At 45.8% G+C, this 21,105-nt stretch carries 17 protein-coding genes; 5 read left to right on the plus strand and 12 right to left on the minus strand.

Annotated features, from left to right (window positions below):
* The 9 genes from tatB to argC all read right to left on the minus strand — a co-directional run bounded on the left by tatB (window position 1) and on the right by argC (window position 9,147).
* Window positions 1-594, minus strand: a complete 594-nt coding sequence (gene tatB / locus AB8809_RS22465) for a Sec-independent protein translocase protein TatB (RefSeq protein ID WP_040033253.1) — start codon at window positions 592-594, stop codon at window positions 1-3.
* A 3-nt stretch (window positions 595-597) separates the two neighbouring features.
* Entirely contained in the window at window positions 598-858 is a 261-nt protein-coding gene (tatA, locus tag AB8809_RS22470) for a twin-arginine translocase TatA/TatE family subunit (protein ID WP_349856818.1), read from the minus strand.
* Between the two features lie 82 nt (window positions 859-940).
* Window positions 941-2,581 carry a ubiquinone biosynthesis regulatory protein kinase UbiB gene (ubiB, locus tag AB8809_RS22475; RefSeq protein ID WP_349856819.1) on the minus strand — a complete coding sequence of 547 codons (1,641 nt, stop codon included), beginning with the start codon at window positions 2,579-2,581 and terminating at the stop codon, window positions 941-943.
* Window positions 2,578-3,219, minus strand: a complete 642-nt coding sequence (locus AB8809_RS22480) for an SCP2 domain-containing protein (protein ID WP_015842147.1) — start codon at window positions 3,217-3,219, stop codon at window positions 2,578-2,580. The genes ubiB and AB8809_RS22480 overlap by 4 nt, the downstream gene beginning before the upstream one ends.
* 12 nt (window positions 3,220-3,231) lie before the next feature.
* A complete protein-coding gene (gene ubiE, locus AB8809_RS22485; RefSeq protein WP_015842148.1) occupies window positions 3,232-3,987 on the minus strand; it encodes a bifunctional demethylmenaquinone methyltransferase/2-methoxy-6-polyprenyl-1,4-benzoquinol methylase UbiE in 756 nt (251 codons plus the stop codon).
* A gap of 132 nt (window positions 3,988-4,119) precedes the next feature.
* On the minus strand, window positions 4,120-5,682 hold the full coding sequence (gene rmuC, locus AB8809_RS22490; RefSeq protein WP_349856820.1) for a DNA recombination protein RmuC: 1,563 nt from the start codon (window positions 5,680-5,682) through the stop codon (window positions 4,120-4,122).
* Window positions 5,683-5,895: 213 nt separating this feature from the next.
* On the minus strand, window positions 5,896-7,269 hold the full coding sequence (argH, locus tag AB8809_RS22495; protein ID WP_349856821.1) for an argininosuccinate lyase: 1,374 nt from the start codon (window positions 7,267-7,269) through the stop codon (window positions 5,896-5,898).
* A 62-nt stretch (window positions 7,270-7,331) separates the two neighbouring features.
* Complete coding sequence (gene argB, locus AB8809_RS22500; protein ID WP_015842151.1) at window positions 7,332-8,105, minus strand: acetylglutamate kinase; 774 nt, start codon at window positions 8,103-8,105, stop codon at window positions 7,332-7,334.
* 37 nt (window positions 8,106-8,142) lie between these two features.
* A complete protein-coding gene (argC, locus tag AB8809_RS22505; RefSeq protein WP_349856822.1) occupies window positions 8,143-9,147 on the minus strand; it encodes an N-acetyl-gamma-glutamyl-phosphate reductase in 1,005 nt (334 codons plus the stop codon).
* A gap of 202 nt (window positions 9,148-9,349) precedes the next feature.
* Between argC and argE the strand changes: the two genes are divergently transcribed.
* Window positions 9,350-10,501: an acetylornithine deacetylase gene (gene argE / locus AB8809_RS22510; RefSeq protein ID WP_349856823.1), complete on the plus strand. Its 1,152-nt coding sequence runs from the start codon at window positions 9,350-9,352 to the stop codon at window positions 10,499-10,501.
* 54 nt (window positions 10,502-10,555) lie between these two features.
* Window positions 10,556-11,269 (plus strand): GntR family transcriptional regulator, encoded by a 714-nt coding sequence (locus AB8809_RS22515; RefSeq protein ID WP_015842154.1) that lies wholly within the window; start codon window positions 10,556-10,558, stop codon window positions 11,267-11,269.
* A 3-nt stretch (window positions 11,270-11,272) separates the two neighbouring features.
* Here the strand turns inward: AB8809_RS22515 and AB8809_RS22520 are convergent, their stop codons facing one another.
* Genes AB8809_RS22520 through AB8809_RS22530 form a run of 3 tightly spaced genes read right to left on the minus strand, consistent with a single transcriptional unit; the run spans window position 11,273 to window position 15,586 of the window.
* A complete protein-coding gene (locus AB8809_RS22520) occupies window positions 11,273-13,390 on the minus strand; it encodes an ATP-binding cassette domain-containing protein (protein ID WP_349856824.1) in 2,118 nt (705 codons plus the stop codon).
* Window positions 13,387-14,484, minus strand: a complete 1,098-nt coding sequence (locus tag AB8809_RS22525) for a ThiF family adenylyltransferase (protein WP_349856825.1) — start codon at window positions 14,482-14,484, stop codon at window positions 13,387-13,389. The genes AB8809_RS22520 and AB8809_RS22525 overlap by 4 nt, the downstream gene beginning before the upstream one ends.
* Window positions 14,459-15,586: a ThiF family adenylyltransferase gene (locus AB8809_RS22530; RefSeq protein WP_349856826.1), complete on the minus strand. Its 1,128-nt coding sequence runs from the start codon at window positions 15,584-15,586 to the stop codon at window positions 14,459-14,461. Before AB8809_RS22530 ends, AB8809_RS22525 begins: the two co-directional genes overlap by 26 nt.
* 575 nt (window positions 15,587-16,161) lie before the next feature.
* On the opposite strand from AB8809_RS22530, the gene AB8809_RS22535 reads away from it, so the two are divergent.
* The 3 genes from AB8809_RS22535 (at window position 16,162) to rdrB (ending at window position 21,030) form a co-directional block, all read left to right on the plus strand.
* Window positions 16,162-17,721 (plus strand): P-loop NTPase fold protein, encoded by a 1,560-nt coding sequence (locus AB8809_RS22535; protein WP_349856827.1) that lies wholly within the window; start codon window positions 16,162-16,164, stop codon window positions 17,719-17,721.
* Between the two features lie 106 nt (window positions 17,722-17,827).
* Window positions 17,828-18,460, plus strand: a complete 633-nt coding sequence (locus AB8809_RS22540) for a hypothetical protein (RefSeq protein WP_349856828.1) — start codon at window positions 17,828-17,830, stop codon at window positions 18,458-18,460.
* A gap of 2 nt (window positions 18,461-18,462) precedes the next feature.
* Window positions 18,463-21,030: an antiviral RADAR system adenosine deaminase RdrB gene (gene rdrB / locus AB8809_RS22545; RefSeq protein ID WP_349856830.1), complete on the plus strand. Its 2,568-nt coding sequence runs from the start codon at window positions 18,463-18,465 to the stop codon at window positions 21,028-21,030.
* Window positions 21,031-21,105 lie beyond the last annotated feature (75 nt).

The following is a 21,105-nucleotide window of genomic DNA, read 5'->3' on the forward strand; positions in this document are numbered from 1 at the left end:
CTAACGACTATCGCTCGGTTGGCGGGCAGAAACAGCAGAAGACTGGGACTGCTCAGGTTTGACATTATCGTTGCCGACAGCTTCAGCACGTGCAGCGCTGTCGCTATCATGGTGATGTTCAGCAGCAGCACCATTTTCAGGTTTAGGCTGGCCGTCTGCCGGACGTACTGCGGTTTCTACTTCAATCACGCCATCGTAGGCCGCTTCAGGATCGTTTAGCGGAGCGTTACGAGGCTGTTCCGACGTCGCGTTCTGATCGTCTGACTTTTGGTGACCATCCGACTTTTGCGGCGACGTTGTTTCGGTATAGCCACGTTTCATCGCTTCCGCCGCCTCTTTGAGTTCATCCATTGAGGCTTTCAACTCAGGCGACAGATTCTGCAAACTGGCTTTTTCGACTTTTTTCAGGCTTTCCTGAAACTCCTGGAGTTTCAGCTCCTGCGACAGCTCATTCTGAACGGTAGACGCCAGCGCACGCAGCGTCCTGATCCAGCCTGCAACCGTCTTGACTGCCACAGGTAAACGCTCCGGCCCGAGAACAATCAGGCCAAGAACCATCACCAATAGCAATTCACCAAAACCGATATCGAACACAGATTACACCTGCTCTTTATTCTGGCTCTTCGTATCATGCTGTTTGGTTTCTGATGGGTGGTCAGTGATCGACTTAGTCGAAAAATCCGCATCTTGCTGAGTTTTATCTGCATGATTAGAGGCTTGATCATCACCCATCGCTTTCTTAAAACCTTTGATGGACGCCCCCAAATCTGAACCCAGTGTTTTTAATTTTCCGGTCCCGAACACCAGCACGACGAGAACGACAACAATCAGCAACTGCCAGATACTAATACCACCCATAACATTTACCTCTTTTCAAAAAGGGGAACGACAGAATTCCTATTATTATATCGGGTAATTCTGGCGTGCATCATGATCTGCTTCAACGAGTTCGACGCCAACCGATAATCCAGGTAACAATTCCTGCTGCCATCAGCCCTGCGGGAACCATATCGGCTTCAACACGGCTGATCAGTAACAACGTACCACTGATTAGCAGCGTTGCGCCAATACCCAAAAGATATCGTGATTGTCCTTGACGCGCCTGCTGCGTTTTCAACTCATAGGCCAGTTGGTCGACGCTGTGCTTTAACATCTTATGCTGACGCAGCCCGTCATAAAACAATTCAGGCACTTCCGGCAGTTTTTCGGCCCAGAACGGCGCTTTTTCTTTGAGCGCACGGAAAACCGCAGGTAAACCGACCTGCTGCTTCATCCAGGTTTCCAGAAACGGCTTGGCGGTTTTCCACAGATCGAGCTGCGGATAAAGCTGCCGACCAACGCCTTCAATATACAACAGCGTTTTTTGCAGCAACACCAATTGGGGCTGTACTTCCATGTTGAAGCGGCGTGCCGTATTAAACAAATTCAATAATACATGGCCGAACGAAATTTCCGCCAACGGCTTCTCGAAGATCGGTTCACAGACCGTACGAATAGCGAATTCAAAATCAGCAACATTGGTATCCGCAGGCACCCAGCCCGAGTCCACATGCAGTTCGGCGACTTTACGATAATCACGGTTGAAGAAGGCGATGAAATTCTCGGCCAGATAGCGCTTATCTTCTTTATTCAACGAACCGACGATCCCGCAGTCAATGCCGATATATTGGGGGTCTTCCGGGTGCTCGTAGCTGATAAAGATATTGCCGGGATGCATATCCGCATGGAAGAAACTGTCGCGAAATACCTGCGTGAAGAAAACCTGAACGCCGCGTTCTGCCAGCAGCTTCATATCTGTACCATTGGCCTTCAGCGCATCGACATCAGAAACAGGAATACCGTAGATGCGTTCCATCACCAACATGCCTTCGCTGCAATAATCCGAATAGATTTCCGGCACATACAGCATCGGGCTGTTCTCGAAATTCCGCCGCAGCTGAATGGCATTGGCTGCTTCTCGCAGCAAATTCAGCTCATCAAGCAACGTTTTTTCGTATTCCAGCACCACTTCACGCGGCCGCAGGCGACGACCATCCGGCAACAGACGAGGCAACCAGCCAGCTAGGCGCTTCATCAGGCGCATATCCGCCTTGATGACAGGCAAGATATCCGGGCGGATAACCTTGATAACGATCTCTTTTCCCGTGCTTTTCAGACAGGCGGTATGCACCTGTGCAATTGAGGCAGAAGCCAGCGGTTTAATGTCAAAATCATCAAACCACTCTTCGAGAGGAATCCCCCCCATCGACAGCTCAATTTGCTCGCGAGCCAGCTTGCCATCAAACGGCTCAACCTTATCCTGCAACATCGCCAACTGGTCGGCGATAGCTGGTGGGAAGAGATCGCGGCGCGTAGACATCATTTGTCCGAACTTGATCCACACGGGCCCCAGTTCCTGGAGCGCCAAACGTAGACGTTCCCCTAAAGGCATGTTGCGGTGACGATTGGGTAACCAGAACAGCAGACGGCGCCCCGCACGCAGCGGAAACGTCAGACGCATTTTAGGAATGAGCTCGTCCAGACCATAGCTCAACAGCACACGCACAATGCTGTAAAGGCGGCGTAATTCACTGGGTGTCATCGTAAAGCCTCCAGCTTTGCCAGCCGTTCGGACAACACATCGGCGGATTTATCCAGCGCAACAATTTCCTCATGGAACCAGGCATTTTCCAGTTTTCCCGGTGCCAGTCGCCACTCTTCCGTTAACGTCTCGGACAGGAAATGTTGTTGCTGATGTAATGACCGTCTCAGGAAACTCAGGGTTTTCTGTGCCGTCTGGCTAAGACCTTGAGCAACAATATCGCCCAGGTAGGGAGACAGCCATTCCGCAGGATCGAACTCCGCCAGATCAACCAGCACAATGAACTGTTGAACGACTTGAATATCACCCTCAATCACCAGTTCGCCGCTGCGCATCAGCGACGATAGCTGTTGACGATCGCGTAATTTCATCAGAACCGGAACGCGTGTTTTCAGGCGGCAATCCGCCAATTCGTCCCACTGGCTGACAACGTCCAGGCGCTGTTCGTTAAACACCAGCACCAGAGGCACATCCAGTTCAGCCAGCTCGATCTGAAGTGTTTTTCCCTGTAAGCGCTGGCGGGCAGACTTCATGCTTCGATCGCAAGAAAAACGACGATCGCCAGAAACAGTATCGTGAAAAAGCAGCTGATTCAGCGCGGTTTCCAGCGTAGCAGTCAGAAAAGACGTTATCAGCATTGGCATTTCCAATCAGAATTTAAACCCACGATGCAGTGCAACGATTCCACCAGTGAGGTTGAAATAGTTAACACTGTCAAAACCGGCATCGCTCATCATCCCTTTCAGCGTTTCCTGATCGGGATGCATGCGGATAGATTCCGCCAGATAGCGGTAGCTCCCGGCATCACTCGCCACGGCTTCGCCAATCCTCGGCAGGATATGAAATGAATACGCATCGTAAACGGTGCTCAGCTGTTTAATGATCGGCTTGGAAAACTCCAACACCAGCAACCGACCACCCGGCTTCAGAACACGGTACATTGAGCGCAGCGCTTTGTTTTTGTCCGTCACGTTGCGCAGACCAAAGGAGATAGTAATGCAGTCGAAGAAGTCATCAGGGAACGGCAGCGCTTCTGCATTGGCCTGCACGTAGCTGATGTTGTCGATAATGCCTTTGTTACGCAGTTTCTCACGGCCAACTTTCAGCATGGATGCATTGATGTCTGCCAGAATGACTTCACCACCTTCACCAACCATACGGGAGAATTTTGCGGTTAAATCCCCTGTTCCTCCGGCAAGATCCAGCACACGCTGGTTACGTCTTACCCCACTGCATTCAATGGTGAAACGCTTCCAGATACGGTGGATACCAAAGGACATCAGGTCATTCATCAAGTCATACTTTGCTGCTACAGAATGAAAAACTTCAGCCACCATGACTTCTTTTTCATCCCTGGCGACAGTCCGAAAACCAAAGTCGGCCGTATTCTCCTGCTCACTTGCCATCTTATCCGCCTACTATTTCAGTCAAATTTCGGGTCTACCCATTTATGGTGAGAGTGTACCAGACCCAGATAAAAACCCCACTGCACTAATTTCGCATAGCATGGATGCCAAGCCCGCGAAATCCATATCGATTTAGTACGAGTTAGTACGGTTAGCGGAGGGGGTTTCTGCTGCTTCACTCTCTGCTTTCACAGGTGGTGAGACACCGTCGGGGGCGGCTGAACCCGTTAATTCATCACGTTCAGCGTGCTCATGGGCCGTTGCTTTTTCAGCCAATGACGGGCTGATCGTGCGTTTAATTTCAACGCCCAGCGCGCGAAACCCCTCAGCCTGGCCAATAAGGTTACCACGCCCAGAGGAAAGTTTATTCATCGCCTGACGATAAGTGCCCTGTGCTTTATCCAGACTCTGCCCCATCGCTTCCATATCATCGACGAACAACCGCAGCTTATCGTACAGCCGTGATGCTTTTTCAGCGATGTGCTGTGCATTGCGGCTCTGTTGTTCATAGCGCCATAAGTTGTTGATGGTACGTAACGCCACCAACAGCGTGGTCGGGCTGACCAGCATAATATTGTGCTTTAGCGCCTCGTTAATCAATTCGGGCTGGCGATCGATAGCGACCAGAAAAGCGGGTTCGACCGGGATAAACATCAGCACGTAATCTAGCGAACGCAGCCCCGGAAGCTGCTGGTAATCTTTGCTACTCAGTTGCCTGATATGGCTGCGTACCGAGAGCAAATGTTCGTTCAGCGCCGCATTACGTTCGATGTCATCATCGCTATTGAAATAGCGCTCATAAGCTACCAGCGACATCTTGGCATCGATCACGACATCTTTGCCCTGTGGTAAACGCACAATGACATCCGGCTGCAGGCGGCTATTCGCCCCTGTTTGCACGCTGACCTGTGTCTGATACTCATAGCCTTCACGCAGGCCGGAAGCTTCCAGCACGCGGCTGAGAACCACTTCGCCCCAGTTACCCTGCGTTTTGTTATCGCCTTTCAGCGCTTTCGTCAGGTTGATGGCCTCGTGTGCCATCTGCGCGTTAAGCTGTTGCAGATTGCGGATTTCATGCGCCAGCGTGTGGCGCTCACGCGCTTCCGCACCAAAACTGTCCTGAACCTGACGGCGGAAGCCATCAAGCTGTTCACGCAGCGGCATCAACAGCTTATCCAGACTCTGTTTATTTTGCTCATCCACCTTGCGCCCGCTGTGTTCAAAAATCCGGTTCGCCAGATTCTCAAACTGCGTCGTCAACCGCTGTTCGCTATTTGCCAGAAGCCGCTGCTTCTCTTCCGCCGCCATACGGGTTTCTTCCAGCCGAATGGTGACTTCCCGCAGCTCAGCTTCCTGCGCGCTATTTATTTCACGTAGCGTCCTCAGTTCTTGATTTAACTGCACGCACTCTGCGCGGAGCTCACTCAGCTGTTGCAGCTTTTCATGGCTGGCAGAAAGCTGAGCGTGAACCGTGCGCAGTTCCAGCTCGTTTTGCCGCAGCCGCTGTTCGTCCAATTGCCTTGCCTGCTGCTGTTCGCTGAGCGACTGTTGAGTCTGCTGTAATGTCTGTGCCAGCAACCGCTGTTCGGTGCCATGCTGCGACAGCTTCTGTTGATGAATCAGGCAGGCAATCAACCACCCTATCAGTAGCCCCACCGCGCCGCCGCCCAGACCATAAAATATGCTGATATCCACTTTGCCTCCGCAGGCCTTTCACGCTGTCGGTCAAGGTAAAATGATACTGTATGGATGTCCAGAAACAATTCTGATGGGGAGTAGGTTGAGCAGAAAAATGCGAGCCGCATTCCATATGAGTATGGGCATACGATAATTTGCAGAAGAATCAGAGGGGTAACACTGAAATTCCCCCAACGAGGAACACCACGTTGGGGGAAAGAGAGGCACAACTTAGGCTAAGCGCTGTTTCGCATCACTAATCGCTTTAGCGACCTGCTGCGGTGACACGCCACCTTGTGCAGCACGCTTATCCAGACAGGATTGCAACGCCAGAATCGGGTAGACATCCTCGCCAATCACGGCGCTGAATTTTTGCAGATCGGCCAGCGGCAGTGCTTCCAATGCCTTACCCTGACGGATGGCTTCAACCACCGCTTCACCCACGATATGGTGCGCTTCACGGAATGGGACGCCTTTTGCGACCAGATAATCCGCCAGCTCTGTCGAGTTCGCGTAGCCTTGCTCAGCGGCCTCTTTACAACGCGGACGTTTCACCTGAATGCCTTCCAGCACCAGCGCCGCCATCATCAGGCAGTCGTGCCAGGTGTCCAGCGCGTCAAACAGCCCTTCTTTGTCTTCCTGCATGTCTTTGTTATACGCCAGCGGCAGGCCTTTGAGTGTCATCATCATGCCGGTCAATGCACCCTGTACGCGGCCACATTTACCGCGAATCAACTCCAGCGCATCCGGGTTTTTCTTCTGCGGCATCAGGGAAGAACCGGATGTCACACGGTCAGACAGCTCAACGAACGCCGCTTCACCGCTGTTGAAGAAGATCAGATCTTCGGCAAAACGCGACAGGTGGATCATGCCGATCGAAGCATCGGACAACAGTTCCAGTACATGATCGCGATCGGAAACCGTGTCCAGACTGTTACGCGTGGCGGATGCAAAACCCAACCAGCCAGCTAACTGCTCACGGTCAATCGGATAAGCCGTTCCCGCCAGTGCGCCACAGCCCAGCGGGCTGACATCCAGACGCTTCAGCGTATCTTCCAGACGGCTTTCATCACGCGCCAACATCTCGTGGTAAGCCAGACACCAATGTGCAAACGTCACCGGCTGTGCGCGCTGCAAGTGGGTGTAACCCGGCATTACCGCATCCTGATTCGCTTCCGCCGTCGTGACCAGCGCCTGACGCAGATGACGTACCGACAGCAGCAGTTCTGCAATCTGCGCCTTACACCAGAGTTTCAGGTCGGTGGCGACCTGATCGTTACGACTACGACCGGTATGCAGCTTTTTACCTAAATCGCCCACTTTCTCGATCAGACGCTGTTCAACCCAGCTGTGAATGTCTTCTGCATCGCTTTGCAGGATCATCTCAGGGTCAGCTTGTACCTCAACCAACAGCGCATTCAGCGCCTGTTCCAGCTGTTGCTGCTCCTGCTCGCTGAGCACATTGACCGTCACCAGCGCTTTCGACCAGCCGATCGAGCCAACGATGTCCTGTTCCGCCAGACGGTAATCAAACCGCAGTGAGTCATTAAATTGTTTAAAACGCTGATCTGCTGCCTGACTAAACCGACCGCCCCACAAAGCCATAACCCTTACTCCCAAAAATATCATTTACGTTGGTATGGCATCATGCCATACCCAGAAACGACTTACGCCAGAATACGCGTACCAATCGCCACACCGTTGAACAGCGCAGGTAGCTGTTCAGCATGACGCCAGCTGGCGATATCAACCGGACGACCCAGCGCACGAGCGGCATCCAGCGCGGCGTTAACCTTAACAATCATGCCATCGGTGATGATGCCCTGAGCAATCAGCTGTTCGGCTTTTTCCGCCGTCATTTCGGCAATACGCTGACCTTTACCGTCCAGAATGCCGCTCACGTCAGACAGCAGGATTAAATCCGCGCCTAGCGTTTGCGCCAGCGCCGTCGCCGCCTGATCGGCGTTGACGTTCATCAGGTCGCCCTGCGCCGTAATCCCGATAGAGCTGACGACAGGCAGATAACCCGCAGACAGCAGCGTGTTCAGCAGCGCAGGCGATCCCGCTTCCGCTTTACCCACAAAGCCCAGCGCTTCATCTAACTGCGTGACCGTCGTGCTGCCACCATCGCCCAGACACAGGCCGACCGCGTTGATGTCATGCTTCTTCGCCCATGACAGCAGCGTTTTGTTAGCAGACCCCGCCAGCGCACCGGTGATGATATCGATCTGATCGGCAGGCGTGACACGCAGGCCATTTTTCTTCACAACAGGCAGCGACAGCTTTTTCATCAGGTCATCCACCAGACAGCCGCCGCCGTGCACAATCACCAGAGGGCGCTGATGTTCCTGACGGTAAGCCACCAGCGCGGTGAACAGACGCTCCAGCGCTTCTTCGCTATCCAGTAAAACGCCACCTAACTTGATAATTAACGGATTCATTATGCTTCACGCCTCGAAATGTCGGGACCAGTAGTCATTAAATTAACGATTGGGTTTCAGGGAAACCAAAACGAATGTTCATGCATTGCACGGCCTGTGCCGCTGCGCCTTTCAGCAGGTTATCTTCGGTTGCCACCACGATCAGGTGCTCACCGTCAACGGAGAAACCGATATCGCAGAACGGCAGGCCAACAACAGATTTCAGCGCCGGAACACCCTTATCATACAAACGCACCAGTGGCTTATCGTGATAGGCGTTGTGATAGGCTTCGGCGACATCCTGCTGGGTTACACCCGATTGCAGGCGGCAGGTGATGGTTTCCAGAATGCCGCGGGCGAAGTTGCCCAAATGCGGTGTGAAGATCACCGGGGTGCCGAGGTGCGTTGAAATTTCAGGCTCATGGCGGTGGTTGAAAATGCCGTACGGTTGAAAGCTGACTTCGCAGAAGCTGTTGGTCATTGACGCTTTACGCCCCGCCCCGCTCACGCCGCTGACGGCATTAATCACTGGCCACTGAGCCGGATTCAGCAGTTGTGCGTCCAGCAGCGGCTTCAGCGCCAGCTGCGCGGCCGTGGGATAACAGCCCGGAACGGCAATCAGTTGTGCCTGTTTTACGCTTTCCGCGCGCCATTCGGCCAGCCCATAAACCGCTTTTGCCAGCCAGTCAGGATGCTGATGCTCAAAACCATAATAGCGACGATAAAACTCGGCGTCCTGTACGCGGAACGCGCCGGACAAATCAAAAACAGTGCAGCCAGCTGCCAGAAAAACCGGGGCCAGATCGTGGCTGACTTTGTGGTCAGTCGCCAGAAAAACGACATCCACGCCTTTCGCTGCTTCTTCAGCATCGGTCAGCGGTTTTACCGGTACGTCGATGATGCCTTTGAGCTGCGGATGTAAATCAGAAATCAATTTTCCTGCATCGACACTTTGCGCAGAAACCATCAAAGCGGTTATGTTCATCTGTGGGTGACGGTTCAGGTAGAGCGCAAGCTCAGCGCCGGTATAACCACTTGCACCAACAATCAGCGTATTCAGCATGGGATCCGTATACCTTCTTATTTATCTATGGAACAGGTAACAGGGCTCACCAGCGTCGGTACGCTGTTCACCCGCGAAACTCAGTGAAAGTGACGAATCGCCATCGCCGTACCTTTGGGTTTCCTTTCGCCGAGCAATATTGTATTTTTATTCAAAATAAATGCATGAATATTGATACTATCCTAACCAGAGGCTGTCAACAGTGAAGATGAATTTACCCCCTTTTATTGAGCTATATCGGGCATTGATCGCTACACCGTCCATCAGTGCCACCGACAGCGCGCTCGATCAAAGTAATCATACCTTAATCAACCTGCTGGCAGGCTGGTTCGGCGATCTCGGCTTCCATGTAGAGGTCCAACCGGTTCCCGGCACCCTCAATAAATTTAATATGCTGGCGCGGATTGGTGAAGGAAAAGGTGGCTTATTGTTGGCAGGGCACACCGACACCGTCCCGTTCGACGACGGCCGCTGGACGCGCGACCCTTTCACGCTGACCGAACACGACAATAAGCTGTACGGTCTGGGCACCGCGGATATGAAAGGGTTCTTTGCCTTTATTCTGGATGCCTTGCGCGATATCGATCCGACCAAACTGACGAAGCCGCTTTATGTGCTGGCGACAGCGGATGAAGAGACAACCATGGCCGGTGCCAAATATTTCTCCGAATCTACGCAGATTCGCCCGGACTGCGCCATCATTGGCGAACCGACTTCGTTGCAGCCAGTGCGGGCACACAAAGGCCATATGTCCAACGCGATCCGTATTCAGGGACAGTCCGGCCATTCCAGCGATCCTTCACGCGGCGTGAACGCGATTGAGCTGATGCATGAGGCGATTTCCCACCTGCTGGTGCTACGCAACACCCTACAGGAACGCTATCACAACCCGATTTTCCACATTCCTCACCCCACCATGAATCTCGGCCACATTCGCGGTGGCGATGCTGCTAACCGCATCTGCGGCTGCTGTGAATTGCATATGGATATCCGCCCACTGCCGGGTATCACGCTTAACGATCTGGACGGACTGCTGTCAGAAGCGCTTGAGCCCGTCAGCCAGCGCTGGCCGGGTCGGTTGACCATTAGCGAACTGCACCCGCCGATTCCTGGCTATGAATGCCCACCGGATCACCGCTTGGTCTCGGTCGTAGAGAAGTTACTGGGGACGAAAACGGAAATCGTGAACTACTGCACCGAAGCGCCGTTTATTCAGACCCTGTGCCCGACGCTGGTTCTGGGGCCGGGATCGATCGAACAGGCGCACCAGCCGGATGAATACATTGATACCAAGTTTATCAAACCAACGCGGGAGCTGATTTCGCAGGTGATTCACCACTTCTGCCATCACTGATCCAACGCAAACGGCCTTGTCAGCTACGCTGGCAGGGCTATTTTGAGACCGTCCATGAAAAAGAAAGATTTCATCGCGCAGGATTTACTGAGCAAAATCTATCAGCACACCGACCCACTGCCGGAAAAGCTGCCGCCGGAACGCCAGTTGGCGGAGGAATACGGTGTGTCACGCTTCACTATCCGCCAGGCGTTGGAAAAGCTCGCCAGTATTGGTGCGATCCATATGGTGCAGGGTTCAGGTAATTTTATTAATCAGGGCGTACGCAGTAACCCGCTGGTGTACAACTCGATTACCGAAAAGAAATTTAATCAGATTTCATCCCGCCTGCTTAGCCTACATAAGCGCCTGCCGAACCGAGAGGAGCAGCAGGTATTTGCTATCAGTGATAAAGAGTTTATCTGGGAATTCAGCCGATTACGTTATGTCGATAACCGTAAGGTACAGATCGAGATATCGAAAATGCCTGCCGCAGACTTCCCGGAGATGAATCAGAAGATTATTGAAGGTTCTATTCAGCAGTATGTACTCAGCAAGGGCTATGCGATTTCACACTACCTGACGCATTATCAGGCAGTGAACGTCACCAAAGCTCAGGCTGAGCTGCTGGACTGCAAGAAAGGCACGGCCGCGATGCATATTCTTAATCGCGGCATTTTACAGGGCGGTCGCGTGTACGAATCGAGCGATATCATCGACATCAACTACACCTGTACCTACGTCATCCCCTTAAACCTCGATAACCTAACCTTCCGCCAGTCGCCGTAAGACTTAAATTTTTTCCTGAGCCAAGATTTGTCCACCTTGTTCACCGGAACCTGGACCAATAGAGACCTTAAAGTCAGCATAATCTTCCGCCTCAGGCCGATGTTCAATCACGACGATTGCACCAAATAACGAAGCTTTTTGGTAGATAAAATCCAAGACTTTCGACGCTGTCTCGGGATCAAGGCCAGCAGTTGGCTCATCGATAAAGAGTAGCTTATTACTTTTCCTTTTTTTCGATAACATCTCGCACAGCTTTATTCTACGCATCTCTCCCCCAGAGAGTGATTGCGTTTTTCTATTTAGTTTTAAATGAGATAATCCTAAGGTGTCGAGCGTCACAAGTATGTGATCAATTTTTGGATCGTTAAAATAGCTAAGAAGATCCTTCAACTCAGTATTATAAATGTCAATGATATTTATACCATTGACATCCATATTTACCTCATCCAAGTGTGCATCAAAAAGCATCCCATTACATTCATGACAAGTAATGTAGATGTCTTTTTCAAACCCTCTTTCATATTTTATAACACCTTTACCTTCGCAGACCTTACACCTGCCTCCATGCCCGTTTTTATCTATGCCAGGAAGAAAAAAAACATCATTTACTCCTGTTTTTTTTGCAAAATAGCTGGCAATAGATTTATTTAATCCAGCTATAGATGCCACTGAAGAACGGCCAGTATAAGAGGGTAATTTTTGGCTAATGTAAGTTGATTCAGTAGCATCAAGGATAGCCTTCGCCAAAGATGATTTTCCAGAACCCGATATTCCAGAAAAAATAGTAACACCTCCCTTCGGGAAGCTTACATTTTGATTAATTATATTATTTTTATTAAGATCTTTAAAATGATGGAAGTCAGAAATTTTATTCCTGCTATTTGTGTTTTTTAATGGTTGAATAATTTCATCTTCACATATTTCGCCACCCGCAGAACCTGCGAACTTACCAATATGAATAGTTTTATCTGCATGATCAATAAAGTACTGGCTATGTTCCACTAGTACTACAGTATTCTTTTCTGCTATTTTCCGTATTTTTGATAAAATATCAGGGTAATCCACAGGGTTAATCTGAGATGATATTTCATCAATAACAATAAGCATACCGGTTGTATTTGAGGTCAGTAACCGACTAAACATGAGTTTTTGCAATTCACCACCTGAAAGGCTAGGAATCGATCGTGATAAACTCAAATATCCTAACCCGATATTGTTAATTGAGGATAAGACTCTAAACAATGTTGATTCACTAAAATCACTTTCAAGCACCGTGCATAATTTTGATATTGGCAATGATAGAAAATCATCAAAACTTAATGTTATAATATTTAAACTTGATAGTTTTTTATTTATTCTAATGCCTTTACATGAAGGACACGTTACTTCTTTTTTGTATTTACTATTTTCTTGACTGAATACATAGGGCACTACACCTTCATAATAGCATTCTTTTTTCTTTATTTTCCCTTTATGATTATATTTTACTAATAATTTTCCGCTTGCTTCCATTCCGTAAAGAATAAGATCTTTTTCTTTTTTTAAGAGCGATGAGAAGGTTCTTTCTATATTTATCCCTTCCCTATGACAATAAGATAATAAAATTTGTTTTCGATAATCAGATAGAGGCCCACCGTTCCAACATGAAAAAGGCCCCTCATCTAATCGACAATTTTCATTTATTAACAAACCCTCATCAACCACCTCAACTTCACCACGGCCAAAGCAATGTGTGCAAGCATTCTCATACTTATTCAATTTTAGCTGATGATAATCAGGTATTGATAAATTACTCTTAACCTTTAACGACGACAATGCTTGTGGAATATTTAAATATGAATATATTGTTGAACGAGGATTATTATTCGTATTTCGCTGCGGCAACGCAACTGCTGACTTTAACCCATCATAGTGTGTAATCTTATAATCACCCTCATTCAAATAACCATTCTCTATGGCATCAAACTCATCTTTACATAATTGATAAATGGATGAGAATGCTAAAGAACTTTTCCCCGCACCTGAGCGCCCATAGATAACCGTTATTTTATTTACTGGTATCTTAACACTTATATTTTTCAGATTGTGTGTTTCTATACCTTCAAAAATAATTTCGCTCATTTTTTATCTCCACACCATTCACACAGCGGATCACGGGGAACATCCTTGACATTAAAAGATAGCGTCCGTAGGTTAAACTCAACTCTTTTGCTTGCTTGTTGCAAATATTCTTTCTTTCCACTGAGTAATTTTATTGCATCCAGACTCGCAAGGCTTGCGGCCATGCCAGATAATGGAGAATACGATCCCAGCTTACGCTTTGTTCGATGTAATTTCTTAACATTAGCGAGATCTTTGCTGTTTATTTGATTTAAATAACGATTAAAGCAGTTAAAGCATGACGTCTCATAGGGGATAATAGTCTGGCCAATCAACGTTTGATGCAAGTTATATCCACCGCCGACAATATGCGGTATACGATGAAGCATGCAATAAGATGAAATTATTTTGCTAGTATAATCAACATTAGGTTCATCAGCACAATTAATAATTAAATCAATATCCAATGGCAATTCATTTCTTTGAAAGAAGCCATCATCAATCGTATCAAAAATCGTTTCAACGTTAATATTCGGTGAAATATTTTTTAAACTTTCACATAGCGATTCACTTTTTTTTATTCCAATATCATTCTCAAAAAAATATTGACGATGTAAATTACTGAGATCAACACCGTCATGATCAACAAAAAGCAGTGTTCCTACGTCACAATGCGCAAAATAGGTTGCCACATTGCTCCCGACTGCGCCAACACCAACAATCATAACCTTTGAGGATTTAATTCGATTAATACAGGAAAGCACTTCACTGGTTGTATGACAGTAATCTTCAAATGTATTAATCAATCTATATTTATTATCCGTAATCTCATCAGGATATGAACAGTCCTGGTGAATCAGGACATTATTTACATTTAAAAAATTAGCAATATTTTCGAGCTGTTCAACATTCAAGCCAGGAAACTTTTCTACTATTGATTTTAATGAGGTTTTTCCATCAAACATTTGTAACAGAGAAATTAATTTTGGGAATTTAATTTTTATCTTTACACTTTCTCTGACATTAGATTTAAAAAATTCCACCATGTCGTCTTGAACAACAATGCCAACACTTTGACGCAATCTAAAATTATCCATTACAGATTTTGCATCCATTTTGCTTTACCAATTCGAATTGAGTCATCAGACCGCTGTTTGGAAGATATTCATGGCGATGATTATTGTAAGAAAATGCGGAGTCATCTAAAAGAAAGTGTAACAACTGCATACAACATAGATTAGCGGAAAAACCGCTCATCATTGCCAGCCCCCCTGGACCACCAGGAATATAGTGATTACTCTGCGCTGCAGTTAAAGAGGCCGAATACTGGCTCTCTACCATACTGTAAACTGGCTTCCACTCTTTTAATGCCTTTGAAAAAGTGCTCTGTGCACAGTCAATACAGGGCGTTCTCGGTGGAAAAATTAACTCCCCAGAGCTCATCAAATGGGCATCAAATCCGCCAGCAACATAAAATGGTATATTTTTTGATTGAGCATATCGTCCCAACTTCAATGAAGTATGGCCTATATAAGGCTCATCACATGTGTTAATAACTAAGTCAGCATCATCAGGAATTAAGGTTGATAAATCACTATTAGGTACAAATTTCTCAAAGCTTGTATGAATTTTAATATTTTTATTAATCTTGGTTAAGAACTCAGAAAGCGCCTCTACCTTAGGCTTTCCAATGTAATCATCACTATAATAGCAATGTCTTACTGCATTCGAAGCGGACATGGATTTATAATCTATCAACGTGACATTATTAATACCTGCACGAACAAGAATCTCAATAATTTTAGCGCCTACGGCACCACAACCAAATAAAACAATTTTTTTATTTTCTAAGATAGATTGTGTTTCTTTCCCTGAACGATCCAGAACAAAATCATCCCAAAATGTAATTTGCCTGGAGAAGCGTAAATTATCATTCTCTTTATTTTCCACATCGAAAATTAGGTGCTGATTTAGAAGAAAATCCATCAGTTTAGATATCTCATCCAGTCGAAGATTTCCCATGGAATGAATAATATCATCAATACTTTTCTCACCATCTAAGTTGGCAATAAAACTCGCAACATTCTTATTCGTTTTTATTTCTATTCTGTCACGCGTAGTCATAATATGGAACGTTAATAGAACAGTACTGCGCTGCTCATTCTCTGATATAAAAACATCAACCGTTTCTTTTATTTTATATTTTCTGCTATTCATCCCTTCTTCCTAATAAAATCGCCCGTTAAGGGCGATTCCAAACTAGAGATTAATACTGAAGCACACCAGCATTCACCTCAAGGTACTTCTCCCACGCATCAAGACCGGAGTTTTGGTCATCATTGCCTGCGCGCGTGCAAACTCGCGTGCAGCAATCGCTACGTTCGCCGGAACACCCACCGGTATACTGTGCTGTCGCATTAGTGTTGCTAACGACCTCAAATGACAAATCTAAACATTCCATGATAAAACCTTTTATATTTTAATCAGTTACATGATTCAGATCTGTTCTTTAACGCATATTCGATAAAAAGAAAAGACCTCAGCCCGAAGACGATGATAGGAACACAAAACGGCTATCAGTAAGATGCTAGCATATTGGCGTCGTTGATTAAATGCTCACGTCCGATATAATAGATAATGTTTAAGATAAATATTTACCAAGCTATTAATTTCATTGTGATATTAAAAATTTATTAATATAACTTCAGATACGTTTTTTATGTTAGTTTAACCTTCTACATTAAATACATTTAATTATTATTTCATAAAAAATAATTAGGAGTGAAATTATCATGGAAGGAATAATTCTTGACCTCGATTTGAATGAATATGAAAGCGACTTTATTTCAGAAAATTCTACAGTGGAAAATAGTGGTTTGTGGCAACAGGCAGCAAGCGCGAGATTAGCCGATAGACTAAGAGAAATGGGGCTTACAGCAAAGGAATATAAGGAAAAGAGAGTAGATAGCAAAGATCAGAAAGAAAAATTAAGCTGTTACCATCATGCCATTTTTATCAGTGGCACTCGAGGGGCTGGGAAAACAATTTTCTTACGTAATATTGAAAGTATTTGGAATAAAAAAAAAGAATATCGTTCAAATCCACCTAAATTATTTTTCATTGACACCATAGATCCTACATTGCTACATATCGAAGATAATTTCTCTGAGGTAGTGGTTGCATCGATTTATGCAGCAGTAGAGCAGAAATTTAAAAATTTTGTCCATAAAGAGTGTTATAAAGATACATTTCTACAGACATTAAAACAGCTATCAAATGCATTAGGAAAAAAATCTGATTTTGAAGATCTTAGGGGAATTGACCGTATTCAAAAGTACCGTTCCGGTATCCATCTAGAACGGTACTTTCATCAGTTCTTAATCGCTAGTGTAAATATACTGGATTGCGATGCTCTGGTACTCCCTATTGATGACCTTGACATGAAGATCGATAAAGCATTTGGTGTCTTGGATGAGATCCGCTGCTTACTTTCTTGTCCGTTAATATTACCTATCGTGAGCGGTGATGACGATCTTTACCAGCATACCACCACAATGGAATTTGAAAGTATTCTAGCAAAAAATAAAGATGCCAGTAATTTTGAAGAGGGTAAAACAGCAGCCAAAAATCTATCACATGCCTATCTGACAAAAATTTTTCCGATTCAGAACCGACTACCACTTCAACCGATAATCCAACTATTACCCAACTTATCTATACAATATAATGGGAGCAAAGATAATAAACCAGAAGAGTATAAAACGTACCACGAAAAATTTATTTCATTATTTTATGCCTTTTGCCATGATGCCGAATATAGAGAAAAAATTAAGGTGGCAAGCAAAACGGGATGGTTGGAACCCCAAAATTCTCGAGAATTAGTGCAGCGCGTAAGGTTATTTCATCCTATTGATTTAAAAAATATTAATAATATAGAAGATAATAATAAATTATGGCAACGGTTTAAAGGATTCGCAGAAATAAAAAGGAAAGGACAAGCGTTGGTCGATTCCATATCATATCTTTATATGCATGAAATATCAAATCCAGAAGAGTTCTCTCTTTATAAATTAATATCATTCAACCCAATAATGCAGAGTGAGGTATATTCTTGGGGAGAGCATAACTACTATGAAATGCAAAATCGTTATCGCAGAATAGTTAATGGAATAAAAAATGACAACAAGAATATCGATAAAGAGAACTCCTCAATAGAAAGAGTCAGCCAAGTTAACACATTGTGGGAAATGCCTCCGGTAGAGTTTAAGAAATTTTATTTCGAGAGCAGAGTTTTTGATTTAAAAAATGAAAAAGAAGGAATGAAAAAAAATAAAATTAATTTACACGCATGAAAACGAAAATAATCGTTATGAAGTTCTTTTTGGTCGCGCATTTGAAATTCTATTTTGGTCGTTATTATCAGTCACAAACAATATAAAAGAAGAATATCACCATGGGTTGTTATCGGAAATTTTTAAACGTCATCCATTTTTTTCACACTTAGTTTTTGATACTGATGATATCGGTCTTAAAAACATTAAAAATGAAAATGTCGACTTATCTATTTCAAATAAAATAACTCATGACATCATTGAATGGATTAATAAAAATAGAAATTCACTTGAGGCATTTAAAAACAAAAATTTAATTCCATTATTGGTTGAAGTATTTTATAATGTTTTCTCACAACTCCATAGGATGAAGTTAAAAAACATAAATGACACTAAAAATGAACATTTAAATCATATATTGCGTCGATTTGAATATATTTTCATGAATTCTCTATTATGCTGTATGAATACCAATAAAATAATGTTCATAGATGTTGCAATCACTGACCCATCAGAAAAAATAGAAAATAGAAATGACTTTTTCAATTCAAACAAAAATATAAAAATAAACTTCTCTAATATTTTAGAAATAAATACAGAAAAACCTGAGGCATTTTTAAAAAATGTGGCGAAAGAACCATTGTCTGATATTGGCCAGCTACTTGAAATCATGTGGGAACATCCGATTTTTAAACTGACAGAAGAATGTAAAGAAACTTCAAATTACCGTATACAGCTTAACCCTGCACGGAAGGCCTAGCAATGTATACCCAAGATCCACGTTGGCTCGTGCCTTGTGCTTATCTGGCATCGGACAGGCTATTTCATTTCCATTTGCAACAGCATATTCACCAAGTCATCAATCTGGATGTGACCTCTGAAGAAAAACGTCTGTTGACTCTGGCAGTAAAAGACTACCAATTTTCTTTTGGTAGCCATCTGCGTAAAGAGGATATTGCCAGTAATCTGGAACAGTGGCGATTACCCTCCGCTCAACAGGATAGTTTCAGCCTATTCGCTCAGCTTGCTGATACCTTTCTCATTTGGCAAGGAGACTGTTTTGAAGTCCGTCAGGAGCATCTGGATGCTTGGCTAAAACTCTGCTCAGTGATTGACCCCGCGTGGATCATTGCCCGTGCTTATGTGCAATTAGTGCAACAGCAGGTGTTGGATGAATGGGAGCTGGTTACGCTATTGACCACACGTCAGTGCGCCTTTGCGTTTCCCGCAGACCAAAGCGATACGCATTATGCCGATAACCATGTGCACTTTAACGGACATGGCTATACCTCATTATCCATGCTCAGTTTTATGATGGGAGATGCGCGTTTAAAACCGACGCTCATCTGGCCACAGCGTGAAGAGTATCGCCTGTTTGAAAGTGAACGCCTGAAGAAAAACCAGTTACCCGTGTGGATTGCAGGGTACAGCGCCGGTCTGCTGGAACAGATTTACTCCGGCACAACAGCAGAGATCGATTTCACCTCACTTGGTCTGCCCGAACAGCAAAAGTGGCTGCTGCGTGAGTACGTTGAGTCTTATGGTGTCAATAATGCCCAACAACGGTTACTGCATCATGCCGCATCGCCAACCGACTACCCCGGTCACCAGCGATGGCTCTTGTTCTGCTGCGGCCTAATGCTACAAAGACGCACTGTCAGTTATCAAAGCGGCCTGGATAACCTGATTCGAGCTTGTATGATTCTGCGTAACTATATGGTAGTTTCTGCGGTTGGATTAGGTCAGTTTGTTGAATTTTTCACTACAGACATTCGCCGCGCCAATAAGTCCTATTCCAAAGGGCAGGTCGTGCGTTACGATCTATCCGCTACTGTATCGCGTGAATATCGCGTCTCACCGGACGAAGTGATAGGAGATATTGAACGGCGACCCAATATTTATCACCATAAGCTGAGAGATTTTTTTGCACAACACCAGCGCTGGCATGTGCCTGAACAAGCACATTTAGTCGTTCATTTTACCCGCAGCATCCCTAAAAACTCATCTCAATACGATAAACGTTGGCAATATTTTCGCACCAAATTATTACAGCAAATCCGCGAGTTTGAAAAGTTCTCGGCATCAGTGACGCTTCAGGAAGTTCCCTACCAGCCGGATATCAACCAGCCAGCAAAAACCATTGATGTACGCCGTCTGGTGCGTGGCTATGATGTTGCAGGTAATGAAAATGAACTGCCCATCGAAGTGTTTGCTCCCGTTTTGCGCGTATTACGCGCCGCTAAACACCCCGCTGGCATGTTGTCATCCATTCGCTTGCCACGCCCTTTCATTACCGTACACGCCGGTGAGGATTACAGCCACCTGCTCAGTGGCCTTCGGGCGATAGACGAAGCGGTAGAGTTTTGTCAGTTACGTGAAGGGGATCGAATCGGACACGGGTTAGCACTGGGGATAGATGTCACGCTTTGGGCACAACGCCAACGCCGTGCGTATCTTACTGCGGGGCAACATCTGGATAATTTAGTGTGGGCGTACCATCAGGCAGTACAGCTCTCTCAACATACTGTTGAACATATTCCAGTGATGCACCAGCTACGTGACAAAATTCATCACTGGTCACAGCAGATATTCAACGATATCTATACACCTAATCAACTTTATCGTGCCTGGTTGTTAAGGCGCAACTGGATTGATTATCAGGATATGCAGGCTGATTTGGCTAATCGCACGGAGTGGGCCCCTGATATAGCGTTGTTACTGGAAGATAAGGGGAACGATAAAGATCGTAAAACAGCAAAAACGCTCTGGCAACGCTATCTGAATAGTGGGCTAGAAGAACATGAACAAGACTGGATCAACCGTATCATTTCCGTTAACTGCCAACCAGACAGCGGAGAGTGTTTTTCGCCCCAAATACAAGAAGATGAGGATCTACTTTCATCAGGAGAACTTCGGTTGTACGAAGCAATACAGGATTTTCTGATGGAAAAATACAGTCGACTCGGCCTGGTCATTGAAGCATGCCCAACCTCAAATATTTATATTGGGCGTCTTGAAAAATACCACGAGCATCCTCTGTTTCGCTGGAACCCGCCACAACCGGATTGGTTGAAACCTGGCGGAAAATATAATCGCTATGGTTTACGCTCTGGACCATTATCAATCTGTATTAATACTGATGACAGTGCCCTCATGCCAACCACCATAGCGAACGAACACCGTATTATGAGAGAAACCGCCATACGGTGCTTTGATATTGGTAGCTGGATGGCTGACATATGGATTTCGGCGATACGGGAAAAAGGTGTTTCGCTTTTTAAAACCAACCACATAAAACAAAACATGAAGTCCGACTATTCACAAGAATAACTCGCTCAACATTGCCTTGCTTCTTATGGGCAAGGCGTCAACCTCGATAACCTAACCTTCCGCCAGTCGCCGTAA

The organism is Pectobacterium aroidearum, from assembly GCF_041228105.1.
Classification (GTDB): domain Bacteria; phylum Pseudomonadota; class Gammaproteobacteria; order Enterobacterales; family Enterobacteriaceae; genus Pectobacterium; species Pectobacterium aroidearum.